12 protein-coding genes are annotated in these 18,544 nt (G+C 73.6%); 2 read left to right on the top strand and 10 right to left on the bottom strand.

Going from position 1 to position 18,544, the window contains the following annotated elements; translation table 11 throughout:
• Positions 1-23 precede the first annotated feature (23 nt).
• Together OG738_RS30045 and OG738_RS30040 are read right to left on the bottom strand one after the other, a co-directional pair.
• A complete protein-coding gene (locus OG738_RS30045) occupies positions 24-806 on the bottom strand; it encodes a hypothetical protein (RefSeq protein ID WP_329045863.1) in 783 nt (260 codons plus the stop codon).
• Positions 803-1,342 carry a carbonic anhydrase gene (locus OG738_RS30040; protein ID WP_329045862.1) on the bottom strand — a complete coding sequence of 180 codons (540 nt, stop codon included), beginning with the start codon at positions 1,340-1,342 and terminating at the stop codon, positions 803-805. The genes OG738_RS30045 and OG738_RS30040 overlap by 4 nt, the downstream gene beginning before the upstream one ends.
• A gap of 90 nt (positions 1,343-1,432) precedes the next feature.
• Between OG738_RS30040 and OG738_RS30035 the strand changes: the two genes are divergently transcribed.
• The gene (locus tag OG738_RS30035; RefSeq protein ID WP_329045861.1) at positions 1,433-2,068 is read left to right on the top strand and encodes a TetR/AcrR family transcriptional regulator; all 636 of its coding nucleotides are present in this window, start codon (positions 1,433-1,435) and stop codon (positions 2,066-2,068) included.
• 122 nt (positions 2,069-2,190) lie between these two features.
• The gene (locus OG738_RS30030; protein WP_329045860.1) at positions 2,191-2,352 is read left to right on the top strand and encodes a hypothetical protein; all 162 of its coding nucleotides are present in this window, start codon (positions 2,191-2,193) and stop codon (positions 2,350-2,352) included.
• Positions 2,353-2,458: 106 nt separating this feature from the next.
• Here the strand turns inward: OG738_RS30030 and OG738_RS30025 are convergent, their stop codons facing one another.
• Genes OG738_RS30025 through OG738_RS29990 form a run of 8 tightly spaced genes read right to left on the bottom strand, consistent with a single transcriptional unit; the run spans position 2,459 to position 18,537 of the window.
• Positions 2,459-3,844, bottom strand: coding sequence for an amino acid adenylation domain-containing protein (locus OG738_RS30025; protein WP_329045859.1), 1,386 nt, complete (start codon positions 3,842-3,844; stop codon positions 2,459-2,461).
• Positions 3,841-4,404: a thiamine pyrophosphate-dependent enzyme gene (locus OG738_RS30020; RefSeq protein ID WP_329045858.1), complete on the bottom strand. Its 564-nt coding sequence runs from the start codon at positions 4,402-4,404 to the stop codon at positions 3,841-3,843. The genes OG738_RS30025 and OG738_RS30020 overlap by 4 nt, the downstream gene beginning before the upstream one ends.
• A complete protein-coding gene (locus OG738_RS30015) occupies positions 4,401-4,904 on the bottom strand; it encodes a thiamine pyrophosphate-binding protein (protein ID WP_329045857.1) in 504 nt (167 codons plus the stop codon). Before OG738_RS30015 ends, OG738_RS30020 begins: the two co-directional genes overlap by 4 nt.
• Positions 4,901-5,656 (bottom strand): thioesterase II family protein, encoded by a 756-nt coding sequence (locus OG738_RS30010; protein ID WP_329045856.1) that lies wholly within the window; start codon positions 5,654-5,656, stop codon positions 4,901-4,903. The genes OG738_RS30015 and OG738_RS30010 overlap by 4 nt, the downstream gene beginning before the upstream one ends.
• A 16-nt stretch (positions 5,657-5,672) precedes the next feature.
• The gene (locus tag OG738_RS30005; RefSeq protein WP_329045854.1) at positions 5,673-6,656 is read right to left on the bottom strand and encodes an ornithine cyclodeaminase family protein; all 984 of its coding nucleotides are present in this window, start codon (positions 6,654-6,656) and stop codon (positions 5,673-5,675) included.
• A gap of 26 nt (positions 6,657-6,682) precedes the next feature.
• Positions 6,683-7,831, bottom strand: coding sequence for an NAD(P)/FAD-dependent oxidoreductase (locus tag OG738_RS30000; RefSeq protein WP_329045853.1), 1,149 nt, complete (start codon positions 7,829-7,831; stop codon positions 6,683-6,685).
• 32 nt (positions 7,832-7,863) lie between these two features.
• Positions 7,864-9,102 (bottom strand): DegT/DnrJ/EryC1/StrS family aminotransferase, encoded by a 1,239-nt coding sequence (locus tag OG738_RS29995; protein WP_329045851.1) that lies wholly within the window; start codon positions 9,100-9,102, stop codon positions 7,864-7,866.
• 42 nt (positions 9,103-9,144) lie between these two features.
• The gene (locus tag OG738_RS29990) at positions 9,145-18,537 is read right to left on the bottom strand and encodes a non-ribosomal peptide synthetase (RefSeq protein ID WP_329045849.1); all 9,393 of its coding nucleotides are present in this window, start codon (positions 18,535-18,537) and stop codon (positions 9,145-9,147) included.
• Between the last annotated feature and the right edge of the window lie 7 nt (positions 18,538-18,544).

Here is an 18,544-nt window from a genome sequence, read left to right as displayed (position 1 = left end):
TGGTACTCCCGCACGATGCGGGATCAGGATGACGTGGCGCCAAAATGGAGCCGGTCGGCGAGCGGCGCTGGGCGTGTGGCCCGGACGAGCGTCGACACGGACGTGATGTGCAGGGCCAGCAGCAGCGGCACGGTGGCCGTCGGGATCAGCACGAGCGGGAGTTCACCGATCGGGGCAGCCGAGGGTGTGACGTCGAGAAGTCCGTATCCGGTGAGGGCGCCGAGGGTCGTGGCGACGACCAGATCGGTGATGCCGAACGCGTTGAACCACAGGGCGGCGCGGCGGCCGGTGCCGTGCGCGAGCCTGCGCGCGGCCAGTGGCGCGGCGATACCGGCGGCGATGTCGCCCAGCCCCGCGGGCAGGGCGAACACTGCGGGCAGGTGACCGAAGGCCATGTAGAGCAGGAAGAACACACCGGCCACCCGGAAGGAGTGCGGCAGCAGAAGGCGGGCGGCCATGCCCTCGGCCGTCAGCGCGCGCGTCACCACCGGGATCCGGCTCAGCGCCAGCAGTGTGGCCAGGCACCCGGCCGCCGCGACCGCCAGCCACGGCACCCGGCCGGCCTGTGCCTCGTACCAGCCGTGACCCGCGATCACCGCGCTGGCGGTGATCCAGCCACCGAGCAGGACGGCCGCGGCCCCGGCGACCAGCGTCGCCGACCGCGTCCCCAGGCCGGCGCGTTTGGCGCCGCTGTACAGCACGGCGCAGGTCACGGCCGCGACGGCGGCGGGACCGCCGATGGTGATCGCCCAGACATAGGCAGGCGGGTTGTACACGACGTCCTCCAAAGTGGTAGGCGTGATCACGAGTTCACTGGGTGGCAGGCCCGCAGTGTCGTGGCGACGCGGCCGGTGGCGATGTCGTACACGTGCCCGGAGACGCTGATCTTGGCGGAGAGCGACGGTGCGGCCAGCAGGAGTTCGACGTCGGTTTCGACCGTGGTGCGCGGGTCCGCAACGGCGCGAGCCTGCAGCGCTGCCTCGGGCACGCCGGTCGCCTCGGCGGCCTGCCGACGGAAACCGGGATCGGCGAGAAGGCCGGCTCCACATTGGGTGTGGTGCAAGATCGCGACCTCGAACAGCGAGTCGGCCACGCCCTCGCCGCCCGTCAGCCGTTCGGCGAGGAAGGCGAGATAGGTGATGTCCTCGATGACGGCCTGCGTCACGCGTCCGCCGGTGTTGCGGATGACGGGGGCGTCGCCGAGTTCGAGTCCGAGGACGATCGCGGGATCGACTCGGTGGTCCAGGCACGCCAGCACGACCGTCCGCGCGGCCGGCAGGCCCAGACCGGTGGCGCGGTAGGTCTGGGCGAACCGTTCGTTGCGCTCCAGCAGGGAGTTCATTCCAGTCATGGTGTTTCCCCAGTCAGTTAGTGGACGCTGTCCACCATAGCGCAGTTAGTGGACACTGTCCACTATGTTTATCCTGTTCCTGTGACGGTCAGCGGATCACCAAGGGAACGACGGCCACGCGGCGCCGTTCGCGAAGGCCTGGTCGCGGCGGGCCTTGAACTGGCCCGCGCCGGTGGCCCGGACGCGGTGGTGCTGCGCGAAGCGACCCGGATGGTGGGCGTGGTCCCCAACGCCGCGTACCGGCACTTCGCGGACCGCGACGAACTCCTCGCCGCGGTCAGCGCGGCGGCCATGGGCGAGCTCGCCGACCGGATGGCCGCGGGCGTCGCCCGCGTGCCCGGCGAGTACGGCGATCCCACCGCGGCCGGCGCTCGGCTCGGCGCGATCGGCGCCGCGTACCTGGAGTTCGCCCGCCAGGACCCGGGACTGTTCGCCATCGCGTTCGCCCTGCCACAGCAGCACGCCTACGACGTACCCGAAACCAGGACCGGCCAGGATCGCACCCCCCTGGGGCAGCTCCGGATCGTGCTCGACGAACTCGTGGACGCCGGCGTGCTCGACCAGCGACGCCGCGACGGCATCGAATACCCGATCTGGTCGATGGTGCACGGACTGGCCGTGCTGGTCGGCCAAGGGCCGCTACGCGATCTCCCCGCCGACACGCGACGTCACCTCGAGCAGCTCACCTTCACCTTCATCACCGACGCACTGGACTGAGCCGACGATCGCGCCGCGCCGGAACAGCTCGCGCACCCCGGGTGGCCGGTGGCCCGATCCGTACCGGAGACTCCGAGCGCACTGCTTGCGCCACAGCCGCCGGACCGGCCCAGGTTCTTACCGTGCCCGGCGGGCTGGAACAGATCATCGAAACCTGCTCGCCACCACCCGCGGCCCCGGCGGCGCTGAGCGAAGCCATCGCCAAGCCGGGCACTCAGGACCCGGACGAGCCGGCCACCCTCGTGATCGACACCCTCCTGCACGGCGCTGGACCGCGCGGCTAAGCCAGAGCGGCGCCGTGTCCCCCACTACTTCGGGCCCAGACTGCTGTCTCACGCGTGACGGTCGTCGCGCACCCTGATCAAGCGGCGCAGCTCTGGGCGCCGTTGGCTAGCGGGACGTGAGGGCCTGCCGGTCCACCTTCCCCGCCGAGGTCCGCGGCAGCTCCGCCACCACCTCGACCGTGGTGGGCCGCATGGGCGGCGGCAGCTGATCGGCGAACCACGTCCGCACCGACCGCGCGGTGATCTCGCCGGTGACGTACAACGCGATGTGGGCCGAGGTGGTGTCCGGGTTCTTCAGGACCGCGACCGCCGCCGTGATGCCGGGGCACCTCTCGGCCACCGCTTCGATCTCGCCGAGTTCGATCCGGTGGCCGCGGAGCTTGATCTGGTTGTCCTCGCGCCCGAGGTATTCGAGGGTGCCGTCCGCGCGGTACGCGGCCAGGTCGCCGGTGTGGTAGCAGCCGCCGGGGAAGCGGGCTGCCGTCAGTTCGGGGCGGTCGAGGTAGCCGGCGGCCACGCCGTCGCCGGACAGGACCAGCCGGCCCGGGGTGCCGGGTTCGGTGATCGGGCTGCCGTCGTCGGCGAGCAGCAGCACTCCCGTTCCGGGCAGGGCCGTGCCGAGGGACACCGCGTCCGGGTCCGTGATGTGCGCGGCCGTCGCCCAGATCGTCGCCTCCGTGGGGCCGTAGACGTTCCAGAGCTGCGCGCACCGCGGCAGCAGCTTCGCCGCCAGGCTCGGGGTGAGCGGTTCACCGCCGCACCAAATCCGGCCGGCCGGGGCCCCGGTCCATCCCCACGCCAGTGCCAGCCGCCAGAAGCTGGGCGTCGCCTGCAGGACCGTCGGGCACGTCGAGGCGACGACGCCGGCGAAGACCTCGGGGTCGACGCGGGCCGCGGGTGGGGCGGGGACCACGGTGGCGCCCACCGACACCGGGAGCAGGATCTCCGCGAGCGAGATGTCGAACGACAACGCCGTCATCGCCAGCATCGACTCCCCCGCGGCCAGCCCCGGCACCCGGGCGAGGCCGGCGAGCCGCCGGACGAGCGCCGCGTGCGGGACGAGCACGCCCTTGGGCCGGCCGGTGGAACCCGACGTGTACATCACGTACGCGATGTCGCTCGGCGGGGTGTCCCCGGCGGGGAACCCGAAATACGCGGTCGGGCGCACCGCGCAGGTGCCGTCGTCCTCGGTGACCACCAGGGCCGGCCGGGCGTCTTCCAGCATCAGCGCGCGATGCGGCGGTGGGCTTTCGGCGCTCAACGGCAGTGCGGTGCAGCCGGCGCGGGCGGTGGCCAGGAACGCCACGAGCCCCGCCGGCGCGCCGGTCACGTCGATGGCCACGACCTGCCCGGGACCGGCGTACCCGGAGATCGTGCTCGCCACCGCCGAGACGCGGTCCACCAGTTCCGCGTACGTCCACGGGACCACCGCCACGGCCTCCGGGGTTCGCGCGGCCTGCGCCGCGACCCTGTCCCACACCGTTTCGCTCACCGGCAGCCGCCCGTCACGAAGTCGCGGAACGTCCGGGCGTGGCCGCCCAGGTCGACGTCCACCCGCGGCGGCACCGGGTCGTCCGGCCCGGTCAGCACCGCGTGCACGAACGCAGGTCCCGGGCCGGCCGTCAGCGCGGCACCCACGGCGTCGCGCAGGTCCGTTGCGTCCGAAGTGGACGTCACGCGGGAGTATCCGCAGGCCCGTGCGAGCGCCGGGATGTCGGCGCGGGGGGTGTCCTGGCCGCCGGTGGAGGCGTAGGCGGCGTCGTCGAGGACCACGTGGACCAGGGGCAGGCCCGGCACGGTGCCCGCGGTCAGCGGACCGACCGGGTTCATCAGGAGGGCCCCGTCGCCGTCGACCACGACCGTGGGACGGCCGGTGGTGAGCGCGAGCCCGATGCCGATCGAAGAGGCCAGCCCCATCGAGCCGGTCATGTAGAAGTGGCCCGGCCGGTCGGCCAGGTGGCGCGCGACGCGGCAGGCGTAGCCGGTGGTGAACACGACCGGACGCCCCGGGGTCACCGCCAGGACGGCCGCGATCGCCGTGGTCTTGTTCATGCCCGCCACCCCAGCGCCGTCGGCGGGACCAGGAGGGCGGCGGGGCGTTCGCGGACGACCAGCCACAACCGGGCCACCTGCTCTTCGACGCCGTCGGCCTCGAGGATCTCCGCCGGCACGCCCAGCCCGGCCAGCAGCGGCTCGGTGAGCCGTCCCATCACCTGGTTCTCCGGGGTCGGGTCGCCGTCGGCCCCGCGGACGCTCACCACCAGCAACATCGGGATCCGGTAGGGCACGACCAGGGAGGCCAGCGCGTTCACCGACTGGCCGAGGCCGGAGTTCTGCATCAGCACCGCGGGCGCGTGCCCGGCCAGGGCCGCACCGGCCGCCATGCCGACCGCGTTGTCCTCCCTGGCCACCGTGAGCAGGCCGGGCAGGGCCGCGTAGAGCGGCGCGAGGATGCCGCACGGCGTGCCGAAACAGGGTGCGAAGCCGGCTTCGGTCAGCGCGCCGGCGACGCGGTCGGCGGTGGCCACCGCGTCCAGGCGTGCGGCCGTCACCGGTCCGCACCCGCGTGCCGGTGCAGCCGGTTGATCAGGTCCATGGCGAACGCCTCCGGCCAGTGTCGGAAGTAGAAGTGGTCCCCGGGGAACATGCGGGACTCGAACGGGCCGGTGGTGAACCGCGCCCACCCGGCCAGCCGCTCCTGGTCCAGGTCCGGGTCGTCCCTCGAGCCGTACGCCACCAGCGGGCACGGCAGCGGATCACCGGGCACGTGGTCGTAGGTCTGGCACAGCAGCAGATCGGACCGGATGATCGGGGCGAACAACGCCCACAGCTCCGGGTCCTCCAGCACGCCCGGCTGGCTGCCGCCCATCGCCGACAGGGCCGCGCGGAGCGCTTCGTCGTCCATCCCGGCGTAGTGCGAGTGCGCGGCGAACGTGTCCGGCGGCTGCGCGCCCGACACCACCAGGCAGCGCGGCGTGATCGCGTACTTGGTGTGCAGCACGCGGGTCAGCTCGTACGCCAGCACCGCGCCCATGCTGTGCCCGAACACGGCGAACGGGCCGGTCAGGTGCGGCGCCACCTCGTCGGCGACGGCCAGGGCCAGGTCGCGCAGGTCGGTGGGCAGGTCCTCGTCGAAGCGGCCCTCCCGGCCGGGCAGCCGGAGCGTCATCGGCAGGATGTCGCGCGGCAGCAGGCCGTGCCAGACGTCGTACGCCTTGACACCGCCGCCCGCGAACGGCGCGCACAGCAACGGCAGCCGCGCCGGTCCTCCGCGCGGTGGCCGGGCCAGTACCCGGATCGTCATCTCGCACCCCTTCCGGTCACGGGAAGCTGATCTCCACGCCTGCGCCCGCCTCGACCGCCCGGCGGTAGATCGCGTCGCAGGCGAGGGTGTCCTGGATGGGCAGCCCGAGTGACTCGAACACGGTCAGCTCGTCGCCCACCCGGCCCGGTGCCCCGGCCAGCAGCTCGCCCAGTTCGGCGACGATCGCGTCCTCGGTGATCACCCCGTCGGCCAGCGGCAGCATCAGGTCGCCCGCCTCGGTGAGCGCGGACTGCCTGCTGTCGACGAAGATCCGCGCGCGGGCCACCAGCTCGGGCGGCAGTTCCCGGCAGCGCGGGCCGAACGCGCCGATCGCGTTGACGTGCACGCCTTCGGCGGCCACATCGGAGTCGGCGAGCACCGGCGAGCAGGCCGACGTCACGGTGCAGACGACGTCGGCGTCGCGGAGTGCCTCGGTGGGCGAGGACGCGATCTCGATCCCGTCGACGCCTTCCTCGGCGGCCCAGCGGACGAGGTCCTCGGCGCGGTCGCGGGTACGGGAGAACAGCCGGATCGACTTCCACGGCCGCAGCCCCGCCAGTCCCCGCAGGTGGCCCCTGGCCTGGACGCCCGCGCCGATGATGCCCAGGTTCGCCGCGTCCGGGCGGGCCAGCCGGTCGGTGGCCAGCGCGGTCACCGCGGCGGTGCGGATCTCGGTGACGGACACGCCGTCCAGCACCGCGAGCGGCTCGCCGTGGACCGCGTCGACCAGGACGATCAGGCCCTGGACACTGGCCAGTCCCTTCTCCGCCGCGCGCGGGAACATGCTGAGCAGCTTGAGGCCGAGCGAGCCCGACGCGGCGGCGGGCATCAGCAGCACCATGCCGCGTTCGCCGTCGGCGCCCGGCGGCTCCACGGTGATCCGCGGGTGCTGGTACGCCGAGCCGTCGCTGAAGGACACCATGGCTTGTTCCATGGCCGGGATGGCGTCCTCGATCGAGTAGAGCGACCGGACGGCCTCGCCGTTGATGATTCGCAGCATCGGGAATTCCTCTCGCGTCGGGAAGCTCAGAAGGCGAAGCGGGACAGGTCGTACTCGGTCCTGCCGTCGAGGACGAGGTCCACGCACGCGCGGCCGAGCAGCGGGACGTACTTGAATCCCCAGCCGGCGCCGTGCACGACCACGCGCTCGGCACCGGGCGGGCGGCCGAAGTAGAGCTGCCGCCCGGGGTCCTTCGGCAAGGCGATCAGGCACGAGCCGGGGCGGACCGGCGTGGGGTCGAGCGCGGGCAGGTGCGCGGCCACGTACTCCGCGGTCCGCTTCAGGTGCACGGGGTTGGCGGTGTAGCCGGCCTCGTACGCGTCGTGGAACTCGCCGACCTCGAAGTCGGGCGCCACCCGGACGAGGTCGTCGGCCGCCCACGGCAGCCTGCCGAAGCCGTAGAACAGGTTGGTGTCCTCTTCGGTCGGCTGCTGGAACGCGAACCAGGTCGGGTAGTCGAAACCCGGGTCGAGGGCGCGGAAGTAGGCGGTGGTCATCTCGTAGAGCTCGACGTCGAACCGCACGCCGAGGGGTTCCAGCAGCGGTCCGGTAAAGGCACCGGCGGTGACGACCGCGTGGTCGGCCCGGTGGCTGCCGTGTCCGGTGTGGACGGTCACGCCGCCGTCGTCCGGGACCAGTTCGTGCACCCTGGTGCGGTCGCGGAACTCCACGCCGAGGGCCTGTGCCTGCTCGTAGAGCACCCACAGGGTGGCGCGGACGTCGACCATGCCGCCGTCGGGCTGGACGAACCCCTCGTAGGAGGACGGCAGGCCGGCGAACCGGTAGCGCTGCTCGATCTGCTTGGCCGAGAGCCACTCGTACGGCAGGCCGACCTTGTCGAGCACCTCGACCGCGGCCTGCACCTGCCCTTCGTTGGTGGCGGTGGTGGTGTCGCCGAACCAGAGGCTGCCGGTGCGGTGGATGAGCCTGCGGCCACCCGCCTGTTCCAGTTCCGTCCACATCGGAACGGCCGCGACGGTGAGCCGGGCCAGGTCCTCCTGCGAGTACTGCAGCCGCCACTGCCGCTCCGCGCCACCGGAACTGCCGCGATCGTGCAGCATGGCGAACTGCTCGAGGACGAGCACGGTCAGGCCGCGCCGGGCGGCGGCGACCGCCGCGGCCAGCCCGATCGCGCCACCGCCGACGACGATCAGGTCGTGCTGGTTGGTCGACACGTCTGCTCCTTTCCTTGCCGGTTCCGGCCGCTTCACCGGCGGATCACCTTGCGCAGCGCGCAGCCGAGCGCCGTGGTCAGCAGCTCCACCTGCTCGTCGGACAGGCCCGGGTGGCACGGCAGGTTCAGGTGCTCGGCGAACCACTGCCGTTCCGCGACCGGGCACTCGCCGAGGCGGTGGCCGCGGGCCCGCCACTCCGGCAGCAGGTGCAGCGGGAAGTACCGCAGGAAGGTCTGCACTCCTTCGGCGGCCAGGCAGCGGACCAGCTCGTCGCGGTCGATCCGCGCCGGGTCGACGTAGCAGGTGAACAGGTGGTAGGCGTGCGCCACCCCGGCGGGGACGGGCTGGACGCGGACTTCCTCGAACTCCGCGAGCTCGGCGGTCAGCCGGGCCGCGACCGCCCGGCGCCGGGCGGTCAGCCCGGGCAGCTTGTCCAGCTGGACCAGGCCGACCGCGGCGGCGGCCTCGCTGAGGGTGGCGTTGGTGCCCGCCCGCCGCACCCCGAAGCACTCGTGGGTGTAGGCGTCGCCGGGGAACAACGCCCCCGGTGGTGGGCTGGTGGAGTCGCCGAAGGCGGTGCCGGCCGCGGTGAGCAGCAGGTCGGCCTGGTTGCCCCGGACGAGCCGCAGCCGCCGCGCCCAGTCGTCCCGGTCCAGGGTGATCATGCCGCCCTCGCCCAGCGTGGAGATGTTCTTGCTGGAGTGGAAGCTGAAGCAGCCGATGTGGCCGAGCCCGCCGGCGGGGCGACCGTGGTAGCGGGCGCCGAGGGCGTGCGCGGCGTCCTCGACCACGACGATCCCGTGCTCGTCGGCCATCCGCATGATCGCGTCCATGTCCGCGGGCAGCCCGCCGTAGTGGACGAGCATGATCGCCTTGGTGCGGGGCGTGATCAGCGCGGCGACCCGGTCCGGGTCGATGTTGGCGGTGTCCGCGCGGACGTCCGCGAAGCGCACCACGGCGCCGGTGTCCAGCAGCGGCTGGATGGTGGCCTGGTAGGTCTGCGGGGTGGTGATCACCTCATCCCCCGGCCCGAGGTCCAGCAGCCGGATCACCAGTTCCAGCGCAACCGTGCCGCTGGTCACCGACACCGCGTGCCGCACGCCGATGTGCTCGGCGAACCGTTCCTCGAACCGCTCCCGCCACACGCCCTGCGACAGCGGCAGCCCGGAGGACAGCACCTCCCGCACCGCCGCCAGCTCCCGGTCGTCGATGACGGTGCCGATGCCCAGGTACGGCACCGCGAACTGCCCGGCGTCCGCATCGGTCACCACGCCTTCACCCCCCGCCTCCACTTCGGCACCCCGCTTCCTTCGTCACCGCAGCTCGGTCGTGACCTGCTCGTCCGGCATCTGCTCGATCTCCGCCCGGACGGCCGCGGTGACCTCGGTGGCGAGCTCGGCGACGGTCCGCCGCTCGAACACCACCCGCATCGGCAGCCGGACACCGAAGGCGTCCTCGATCCGGACGACGACCCGGGTGCCGAGCAGCGAGTGCCCGCCCAGGTCGAAGAAGTCGTCGTGCACCGAAACCCGCTCGACGCCCAGCACCTCGGCCCAGATGCCGGCGATCGCCTCCTCCACGGGATCGCGCGGCGCCACCTCCGTCTCCGACTGCCGGTGCAGCGCGGGCAGCGCGCGGCGGTCGACCTTGCCGGACCGGGTGCGCGGCACCCGGTCGAGCGTGCCGAACACGGCCGGGATCATGTGCCGGGGCAGGATTTCCGCGAGCCGGGCGCGCAGCTGCGCGGGCTCGGGCGGGTCGCCGACGAGGTAGCCGGCGAGCTGTTCGCCGGAGACCGCGACGACGGCGGCGGTGACCCCGGGACACGTCAGCAGCGCAGCCTCGACTTCGCCGGGCTCGATCCGGTAGCCGTGGACCTTGATCTGGTCGTCGATCCGGCCGAGGAACTGCAGCGTCCCCGTCGGCAGCCACCGCACCAGGTCGCCGGTGCGGTACAGCCGGGCGCCGGGCTCGCCGAACGGGTCGGGGACGAACCGCTCGGCCGTCGCCGCCGGGTCACCGACGTAGCCGCGGGCCACGCCGACCCCGCCGAGGCAGAGTTCGCCGGGCATGCCCGCCCCGACGGGACGCAGCGCGTCGTCGAGGACGTACGCGCGGACGTTGGCGATCGGCGCTCCGATCGGCGGCACCTCCCACGGCGGAACGAGCACGCCGGTGGCCGTCGCGACGACCGCGTTCTCGGTGGGGCCGTAGTGGTTGACCACCGGCACGCCGGGGTCGGCACCGGGGTGGGCGCGCAGGGCGTCGCCGCCGGTGAGCAGGACGCGCAGGGCCGGGGCCGCCGGCTCGGTCATGAGCGCTTCGGCGAGCGGCGTGGGGACGAACGCCATCGTGGTCCCCGCGTCCGCGAAGTGCTTCGCCAGCGCGGACGGCACCTGGACGGTTTCGTCCGGAGGGATGTGCAGGCACGCGCCGGACAGCAGTGCGGGCCAGATCTCCCAGCCGGCGGCGTCGAAGGACGGGCTGGCGACCTGCGTGACCACGTCGGCGGGGCCGGGGCGGTACGTGCGGTGGTGCCAGTCGACCAGGTTGAGCAACGACCGCATGCCCAGCGCCACGCCCTTGGGCGTGCCGGTGGAGCCGGAGGTGTGGATGACGTACACCAGGTTGTCCACAGTGGACGTGCGAGGCGGGTTGCCTGCCGGGTAGGGGTCGCTGTCCCCCGGCTGGATCCCACTGTGGCCGACGACCAGCTTCGCCTTGGCGCGCTCGAGCATGGCCGTGACCCGGCCGGCGGGCAGGGCCGGGTCCACCGGCAGGTACGCCGCACCCGCCTTGACCACGCCCAGCAGGGCCGTCACCAGGTCGGCCCCGCGCGGGAGCGCGACGGCGACCACGTCGTCCGGCCCCGCGCCACGCTCCCGCAGCAGGGCGGCGAGGCGGTTGGCGCGGGCGTTGAGCTCGGCGTAGGTGTACCGCTGCGCGCCGACCACGGCGAGGGCGTCCGGGGTGCGGCGGACCTGGTCTTCGAAGCGTTCGGCGAGGGTGGCCTCGCCGAACGCCTCCGCCGTGTCGTTCCACCCGGCGAGCACCTGGTGCAGTTCCGCCGGGTTCGCGACCGGGATGTCCGGCACCGGCCGGTCGGCGTCGCCGGCGATCTCGTCGAGCAGGGTGGCGTAGTGGGCGGCGAACCGGCGCATGGTGCCCGCCTCGAACAGGTCGGTCGCGTACACCAGCTCGGCGGTGAGCGTGCCGCCCGGGCCGGTGAGCAGGTGCAGCTCGAGGTCGAACCGGGTGGTCCGCGCCTCTTCCAGGAACGGGGACACCCGCACCCCCGGCAGGGTCAGCTCGTCCAGCGCATCGGTCTCGAACAGCTGGAACCACACCTGGACGACGGGGTTGCGGCTCAGGTCGCGCGGTGGCGCGAGTTCCTCGACGAGCTGCTCGAACGGCAGGTCCTGGTGGGCGAACCCGGCGAGGGTGGTGTCGCGGACGGCGTCGAGCAGGCGGGCGAACGTCGGCGCCCCGGACAGATCCGCGCGCAGCGGCAGGACGTTGACGAAGAACCCGACCAGGTTCGCCACCTCGGCGCGGGTCCGGTTGGCGGTGGGACAGCCGACCACCACGTCGTCCGTGCGCGCGTACCGGCCGAGCAGGACCTGAAACGCGGCGAGCGTCGTCATGAACAGCGTGGCCCGGTGTGTGCCGGCCAGTGCGCGCAGTGCGGTGTTGGTCGGTTCCGGGATGGTGAACGCGACCGAGGCCCCGCGCGCGGACGGCACGGGCGGGCGCGGGTGGTCGGTGGCCAGTTCGATCGCGGGCGGGGCGTCGCGCAGCGCGGTCCGCCAGTAGGCGACCTGGTCCCCGGTGGCGAGGGTTTCCCGTTGCCAGGCCGCGTAGTCGGCGTACTGGACCGGCAGGGCGGGCAGTGCCTCGGCCCGGTAGGCCGCGGCGAGGTCCCGGGTGAGGATCCGGCGGGACACGCCGTCGAACACCACGTGGTGCACCACGATGTGCAGGACGTGGTCGTCGGTGCCGAGCCGGAACAGCGTGCCGCGGACCAGCGGTCCCGTGGCCAGGTCGAACGGGGGCGCGGCGGATTCGGCGGCCCGGTCGTGCGCCGCCCCGCGCGGGTCGGGCGCGCCGCTGACGTCCACGATCTCCAGCGGGACCGGCTCGGGGTCGACGACCACGGTCCGCTCGTCGGGCAGGTGCGACCGCAGGACCGAGTGCCGCAGCTGGACCTGGGCGAAGGCGCGGGCCAGTGCGTCCGCGTCGAGCGGGCCGTGCAGCCGGTAGGTGCAGTGCACGAGGTACGCGGGCATGCCCGGCTGCAGTTGTTCCAGGAACCACAGCCGCTGCTGCGCCGACGACGGCACCGGCCGGGTGCCTTCGGGCGCGGGCCGCAGCGGCCGCGCCGAGGTGCCGGTCGTGGCGATCAGGTCCGCCAGCTCGGCGACCGTGCGGTGGCTGAACATCGAGCTCAACGGCAGGTCGACGGCGAACTCCTGGCTGACCCGGGTCAGCACCTGCACGCACAGCAGTGAATGGCCGCCGAGGTCGAAGAAGCTGTCCCGCACCCCGATGTCGTCCCGGCCGAGGACCTCCCGCCACACCGCGAGCACCCGTTCATCGGTTTCGTGGCGCGGGGCCGCGGATCCGGCCGCCCCGAAGGCGGGCACGGGCAGGGCGGCGCGGTCGACCTTGCCGGTGCCCGTGACCGGCAGCCGCGGCAGGACGAGCAGGGCGTCGGGGACGAGCTGATCGGGCAGGCGGCGGCGCAGGTGCTCGCGCAGTTCGCCCTCGCTCACCTCCTGCCCGGCATCCGGCGATGCGTAGCCGGCCAGGCGCGGCCCGGTGCCGGTGGGGTGCGCGACGACCACCGCCCGGTGCACGGCCGGGTGGTCGCGCAGCACGGCCTCGATCTCCCCCGGTTCGACCCGGTAGCCGTGCACCTTGAGCTGGAAGTCCGTCCGGCCCAGGAACTCCAGGGTCCCGTCCGGCCGCCACCGCCCTCGGTCTCCGGTCCGGTACATCCGGGCGCCGGGACCCGCGAACGGATCGGGCAGGAACACCGCCGCGGTGAGATCGGGCCGGCCGAGGTATCCCCGCGCGGCCTGCGGCCCGCCGACGTACAGCTCACCCGGCACGCCCACCGGCACCGGCCGCAGCCGCTCGTCGAGGACGTGGATCCGGCCCTCGGACACCGGGACGCCGATGCCCGGCGCGTCGGGCCAGGCGTCCGACGGCGGGCTGAGCCGTTCCGCGGTGACCACGTTGACCTCGGTGGATCCCCACTGGTTGTCCACCGGCACGCCGAGCTCGCGGATGGCGTCGGTGATCGCGAGCCGGTCGCCGGTGGTGATCACCTGACGCAGGCCGCGCGGCCGGCGGGCGGCCACCTCGTCCAGCATCGCGCCGGGCAGCAGGACGGTGGTGATCCCGTGCCGCTCGATCAGCGCGGCCACCCGGTCCGGATCGAGCCGGTCGTCCTCGTCCGCGAGCACCGCGCACCCGCCGGTCCACCACGTCGACCACAGCTCGTAGCTGCACACGTCCGAAGTCACCGGGAAGTACTGCAGGGACACCGGCTGCCGCGGGTAGCGGTCCTCGGCCCAGCGCATGAGCGTCGCGGTCGGGCCGTGCTGCATGACCACGCCCTTGGGGCGGCCGGTCGACCCGGAGGTGTAGACGACGTAGAGCGCGTTGCCCGGCCCGGCCGGCGTGACCGGCGCGGCAGGCGCCCGCTCCAGGTCCGCGACCGCGACGACCGGGGCCGGATAGCCGTCGTCGTCCTCCGCGATCACCAGCAGCGCGCCGGAGTCCGCGGTCAGGCTGTGCCGCCGGCCGGCCGGGTGGGCGGGGTCGAGGGTCACGTAGCCCGCGCCCGCGGTGGCCACGGCCAGCAGGGTGACCGGCAGGTCGGCGGTGCGGCGCAGGCACACCGCGACCAGCGTTTCCGGCCCGGCGCCCCGCGCGGCCAGCGCGCCGGCGATCCGGGCGGCCCGCGCGGCGGTCTCGCGGTAGGTCAGCCGGGTGCTCCCGGCGATCAGCGCGACCGCGTCCGGGGTGCGCCGCGCGGTGCGCGCGAACCGCTCCACCACCGTTTCGGTCGCGGGCTCCGGCAGCGCACTGGCGTCGTTCCAGCCGCGCACACGGTCCACTTCGGACTGTCCGGCGACGGCGAGCCCGCTCAGTGGCCGCTCGGGTGCATCGGCGACCGCCCCGAGCAGGGTGGCGTAGTGCTCGGCAAAACCCGCCATCGTGGCGTCGTCGAACAGGTCGAGCGCGTGGACCAGGTCGCCGGTGACCCCGCCGTCGGCGTCCTCGACCAGGTGCAGCTCCAGGTCGAACCGGGTGGTGGCCCAGCGCGGGGTGAACCGCTCGGTGCTCGCCCCGTCCACCCGCAGCGCGCAGGCGGGGGTGAACAGGTCGAACCACGCCTGGATCACCGGGTTGCGGCTCAGGTCACGCGGCGGCGCCAGTTCCTCCACCAGCCGTTCGAACGGCAGCTCCTGGTGGGCGAACGCGTCGAGGGTGGTGTCGCGGACCTGGGCCAGCAGCCGCGTGAACTGCGGGTCGCCGGACAGGTCGGCGCGCAGCGGCACCGAGTTGACGAAGAACCCGACCAGCGGCTCCAGCTCCGGCAGGTCGCGGCCGGCGGACGGGCAGCCGACGACCACGTCGTCGCTCGCCGCGTACCGGCCGAGCAGCACCTGGTAGGCGGCGACGGTGAGCATGAACAGCGTGGCGTCGTGCCGCCGGGCGAGCTCACGCAGGCGGGTCACCAGTGCGGCGGGCAGCGTGAACCGGACGGTGGCGCCCCGGTGCGACGGCAACGGCGGGCGGGGCTTGTCCGTGCACAGTTCGAGTGCGGGTGGCGCCCCCGCCAGCCGGTCGCGCCAGTACGCGGCGTGCGCCGCGATGACGTCTTCGGTGAGGGTTTCCCGTTGCCACGCGGCGAAGTCGGCGTAGTCGACCGCGAGCGGCTCCCACCCGGGCTCCCCGCTCCGCAGCGCGGCGCTGAGGTCCTCCTCGAACACGCGCATCGACCAGCCGTCGAACACACTGTGGTGCACGGTCATCTGGAGGACGTGGTCGTGCTCGCCCAGACGCAGCAGCGTCACCCGCACCAGCGGCTCGGTCAGCGTGAACGGCTCGCGGGCGGCGGCCAGGGTGAAGTCCAGCGCCGCGGCCTGCGGGTCGGGTTCACCGCTGAGGTCCAGGTGCCCGAGCGGGATCGTGGCCGGGTCGTCGAACACCAGCCGGGGCTGCCCGCCGACCTCGGTGAACCGGGACCGCAGCACGGCCTGGCGCTCGAACACCCTGTGCAGAGCGGATTGCAGCGTCACCGGGTCCAGCGGTCCCCGGATCCGGTAGGTGGTGTCCGGCATGACGTAGGCGACCGACCCCGGCTGGAGCCGGTCGATGAACCACAGCCGCTGCTGGGCGAACGACGGCACCGCGGGCCCGTCGGCGTCGCGCGGCTTGAGCGGCGGGCGAGTGGGCGCGGCGGCCGGGCCGCCGTGCACGGCGGCGGTGAGCCGGGCCACCGTGCGGTGGCTGAAGATCGCGCGCAACGGCAGGTCGATGCCGAACTCGCGGTTCACCCGGGCGATCACCCGGGTGGCCAGCAGCGAATGGCCGCCGAGCTCGAAGAAGTCGTCGTGCACGCCGACGCGGGGCAGGCCGGTGACCGCCGTCCAGATCTCCGCCATCGCGGCCTCGGCGCGGGTGCGCGGGGCGGTGTAGCCGCGCACCGCACCCGCCTCCCGATCCGGCCGGGGCAGCGCCTTGCGGTCCAGCTTGCCGGGGCCGGTCAACGGCAACGCCGGCAGGAACATCAGGTAGCCGGGCACCATGTAGTCCGGCAGCTGCTGCTCCAGATAGGCCCGCAGCGCGTGGTCGGCAGGCGGTTCCCCGGCGGCGACCACGTAAGCGGCCAGCCGCAGGTCCCCCGCGACGAGCTCGACCGGCACCACCGCGGCCTCGCGGACACCGGGGTGGCCGGCCAGCACGGCCTCGATCTCGCCCGGTTCGATCCGGTAGCCGCGGATCTTGACCTGGTCGTCGGCGCGGCCGTGGAACCGCAGCGCGCCGTCGTCGCCCCAGCTGGCCACGTCCCCGGTCCGGTAGAGGCGTCCGCCCGGCTCGGTGCCGAACGGGTCCGGCACGAACCGGTCGGCCGTCAGGTCGCTGCGGTTGAGGTAGCCGCGTGCCAGGCAGACACCGCCGACGTACACCTCGCCGGGGATGCCGACCGGGACCGGCCGCAGGTCCTCGTCGAGCACGTACACCCGGGTGTTGGCGATCGGCCCGCCGACCGGCGGGGCGGCGGGCCACGCGTACGGGTCGCCGGTCAGCAGGTGCGCGGTGATCACGTGCGCCTCGGTGGGCCCGTACTGGTTGTCGACGCGGACGCCCGGCAGCCGGTCGAGCAGGTCCAGGATCTCGTCGCCGAGGTGGAGCTGCTCCCCCGCGGTCTGGATCTCCGCCAGCGGCGGCAGCACCTCGCGGTCGGCGGCCGCCTGGGCGATCTGCTCCAGCACCATCGGCGGGCAGAACAGCCGGCGGACACCCGTGGCCACCATGACGTCGAGCAGCTGAGCGCCGTCGCGGCGCTGCTGCTCGGTGACCAGCGTGACCGGCTCGCCGCCCAGCCAGCTGGTGAACAGCTCCTGGAACGAGATGTCGAAGTTGATCGCGGAGAACTGGAGGGTGGGCCCGGCGACCCCGCACCGGCCGAGCTGCCAGCCGATCAGGTTCCGCAGCGGCCGGTGCGTCATGGCCACGCCCTTGGGGCGCCCGGTCGACCCGGAGGTGTAGATGACGTAGATCAGGTTGTCGGCGGTGGTGGTGCGCGGCGGGTTCGTGCCGGGGAAAGCGCCGGGCAGCACCGGCCGCACGCCGTCGGGGAGGCGGGCGGCCAGGTCGTCGTCGGTGACCGCCAAAGTGGTGCCCGCGTTGCCGAGCATGTAGTGCAGGCGGTCGTCGGGCAGTTCCCAGTCCAGCGGCAGGTAGGCGCCGCCCGCCTTGAGCACGCCCAGCAACCCGACGATCAGGTCCGTGCCGCGCGGCAGGAACAGCCCGACCACGTCGTCCGCGCCGACGCCGTGTTCGCGCAGGGCCCAGGCGATCCGGTTGGCGCGGGCGTTCAGCTCGCCGAAGGTCACTCGCTCGTCACCACTCACCAGGGCGAGCGCGTCCGGCATCGCGGCGGCCTGGCGTTCGAACGCGTCGGTGACCGTGCCGTCCAGGTCGTCGCCGGTCGCGGTGTCGTTCCAGCCGCGCAGCAGCCGCTCGCGTTCGCCGGTGTCGGAGAAGGTGACGTCCCGCAGTGCCCGCCCGGGATCGGTGGCCACCGCTTCGAGCAGGGTGCGGTAGTGCCGGGCGAACCGTTCCGCCGTGGTCCGCTCGAACAGGTCGACCGCGTAGACCAGCTGCCCGGTGAGCGTGCCGTCGGGCTGGTCGAGCAGGTGCAGTTCCAGGTCGAACCGGGTGGTGGTCCAGGGCGGGACGAACCGTTCGGCGCGCGCGCCGTCGACGTGCAGGGTGGTGCGGGGCGTGAACAGGTCGAACCAGGTCTGCACGATCGGGTTGCGGCTGAGGTCCCGTTCCGGGGCCAGGTCTTCCACCAGCTTCTCGAACGGCAGGTCTTGGTGGGCGAAGGCGTCCAGCACGGCTTCGCGGGTCGAGGCCAGTAGCTGCGTGAACGTCCGTTCGCGGCGCACGTCCGCGCGCAGCGGCAGCGAGTTCACGAAGAACCCGATCAGGTCCTCCAGCTCCGGGCGGGTGCGCCCGGCGGTGGGGACGCCGACCACGACGTCGCCGGTCTGCCCGTAGCGGCCCAGCAGCACCTGGTACGCCGCGAGCGTCGTCATGAACAACGACGCGCCGTGCTCCCGCGACAGCGCCCGCAGCGCCTCGGCGGTCGCGGCCGGGACCGTGAACCCGACCGTGCCGCCGCGCTGCGACGGCACCGGCGGGCGGGGCCGGTCGGTCAGCAGCTCCAGCACCTGCGGGGCCCCGTCCAGGACTTCGCGCCAGTGTGCCGAGAGGGCCTCGGTAGCCGCACCGGAGAGCGCTTCCCGTTGCCACGCGGCGAAATCCGCGTAACCAACCGGCAGGTCGCGCCACGCGGGAGCCGTTCCGGTGCGTGCCGCGCGGTAGGCGATGCCGAGGTCGCGACCGTAGACGTCCATGGACCAGCCGTCGAAGACGCTGTGGTGCACGGTGGTCTGCAGGACGTGGTCGTCGTCGGCCAGCTTGAGCAGCGTCGTCCGCACCAGCGGACCGGTGGCCAGGTCGAACGGCGTGCCGCCTTCGGTGCGGGTGAACTCCGTCGCCGCGGCCACGGGGTCGGGGGTGCCCGAGAGGTCGACGTGGCGCAGGGGGATGCTCTCGACGTGGTCGACGCGGGGGCCGCCGTCGGCCTCCGGGAAGCGTGACCGCAGCACGGTGTGCCGGTCGAACACCATCCGCAGCGCGGTTTCCAGTGCGGCCGGGTCGAGCGGGCCGGTGATCCGGTACGTCGCTTCGGGCATGACGTACGCGACCGCACCGGGCTGCAGCCGGTCGAGGAACCACAGCCGCTGCTGCGCGAACGACAGCACCGGCGCTTCGCCGGCCGGCCGCCGTTCCAGTGCCGGGCCGGCGGGCCGGGCGATGGCACCCTTCGAGCCGCGCAGCAGCCGGGCGAGCAGCGCGTTCTGCTCGTCCGACAGATCCGGGCGTCGCGTCGACATGCGGTCT

It is taken from the genome of Amycolatopsis sp. NBC_01488, assembly GCF_036227105.1.
Taxonomy (GTDB): Bacteria; Actinomycetota; Actinomycetes; order Mycobacteriales; family Pseudonocardiaceae; genus Amycolatopsis.
The sequence above is the reverse complement of the archived record's forward strand: the minus strand, read 5'-3'. Positions and strand labels throughout refer to the sequence as shown.

What these genes read in the sequence shown, in the direction of transcription:
- OG738_RS30020 (WP_329045858.1), bottom strand. Translation starts at nt 4,404, where the DNA reads ATGAACAAGACCACGGCGATCGCGGCCGTCCTGGCGGTGACCCCGGGG.
- OG738_RS30010 (WP_329045856.1), bottom strand. Translation starts at nt 5,656, where the DNA reads ATGACGATCCGGGTACTGGCCCGGCCACCGCGCGGAGGACCGGCGCGG.
- OG738_RS29990 (WP_329045849.1), bottom strand. Translation starts at nt 18,537, where the DNA reads ATGTCGACGCGACGCCCGGATCTGTCGGACGAGCAGAACGCGCTGCTC.
- OG738_RS30040 (WP_329045862.1), bottom strand. Translation starts at nt 1,342, where the DNA reads ATGAACTCCCTGCTGGAGCGCAACGAACGGTTCGCCCAGACCTACCGC.
- OG738_RS30005 (WP_329045854.1), bottom strand. Translation starts at nt 6,656, where the DNA reads ATGCTGCGAATCATCAACGGCGAGGCCGTCCGGTCGCTCTACTCGATC.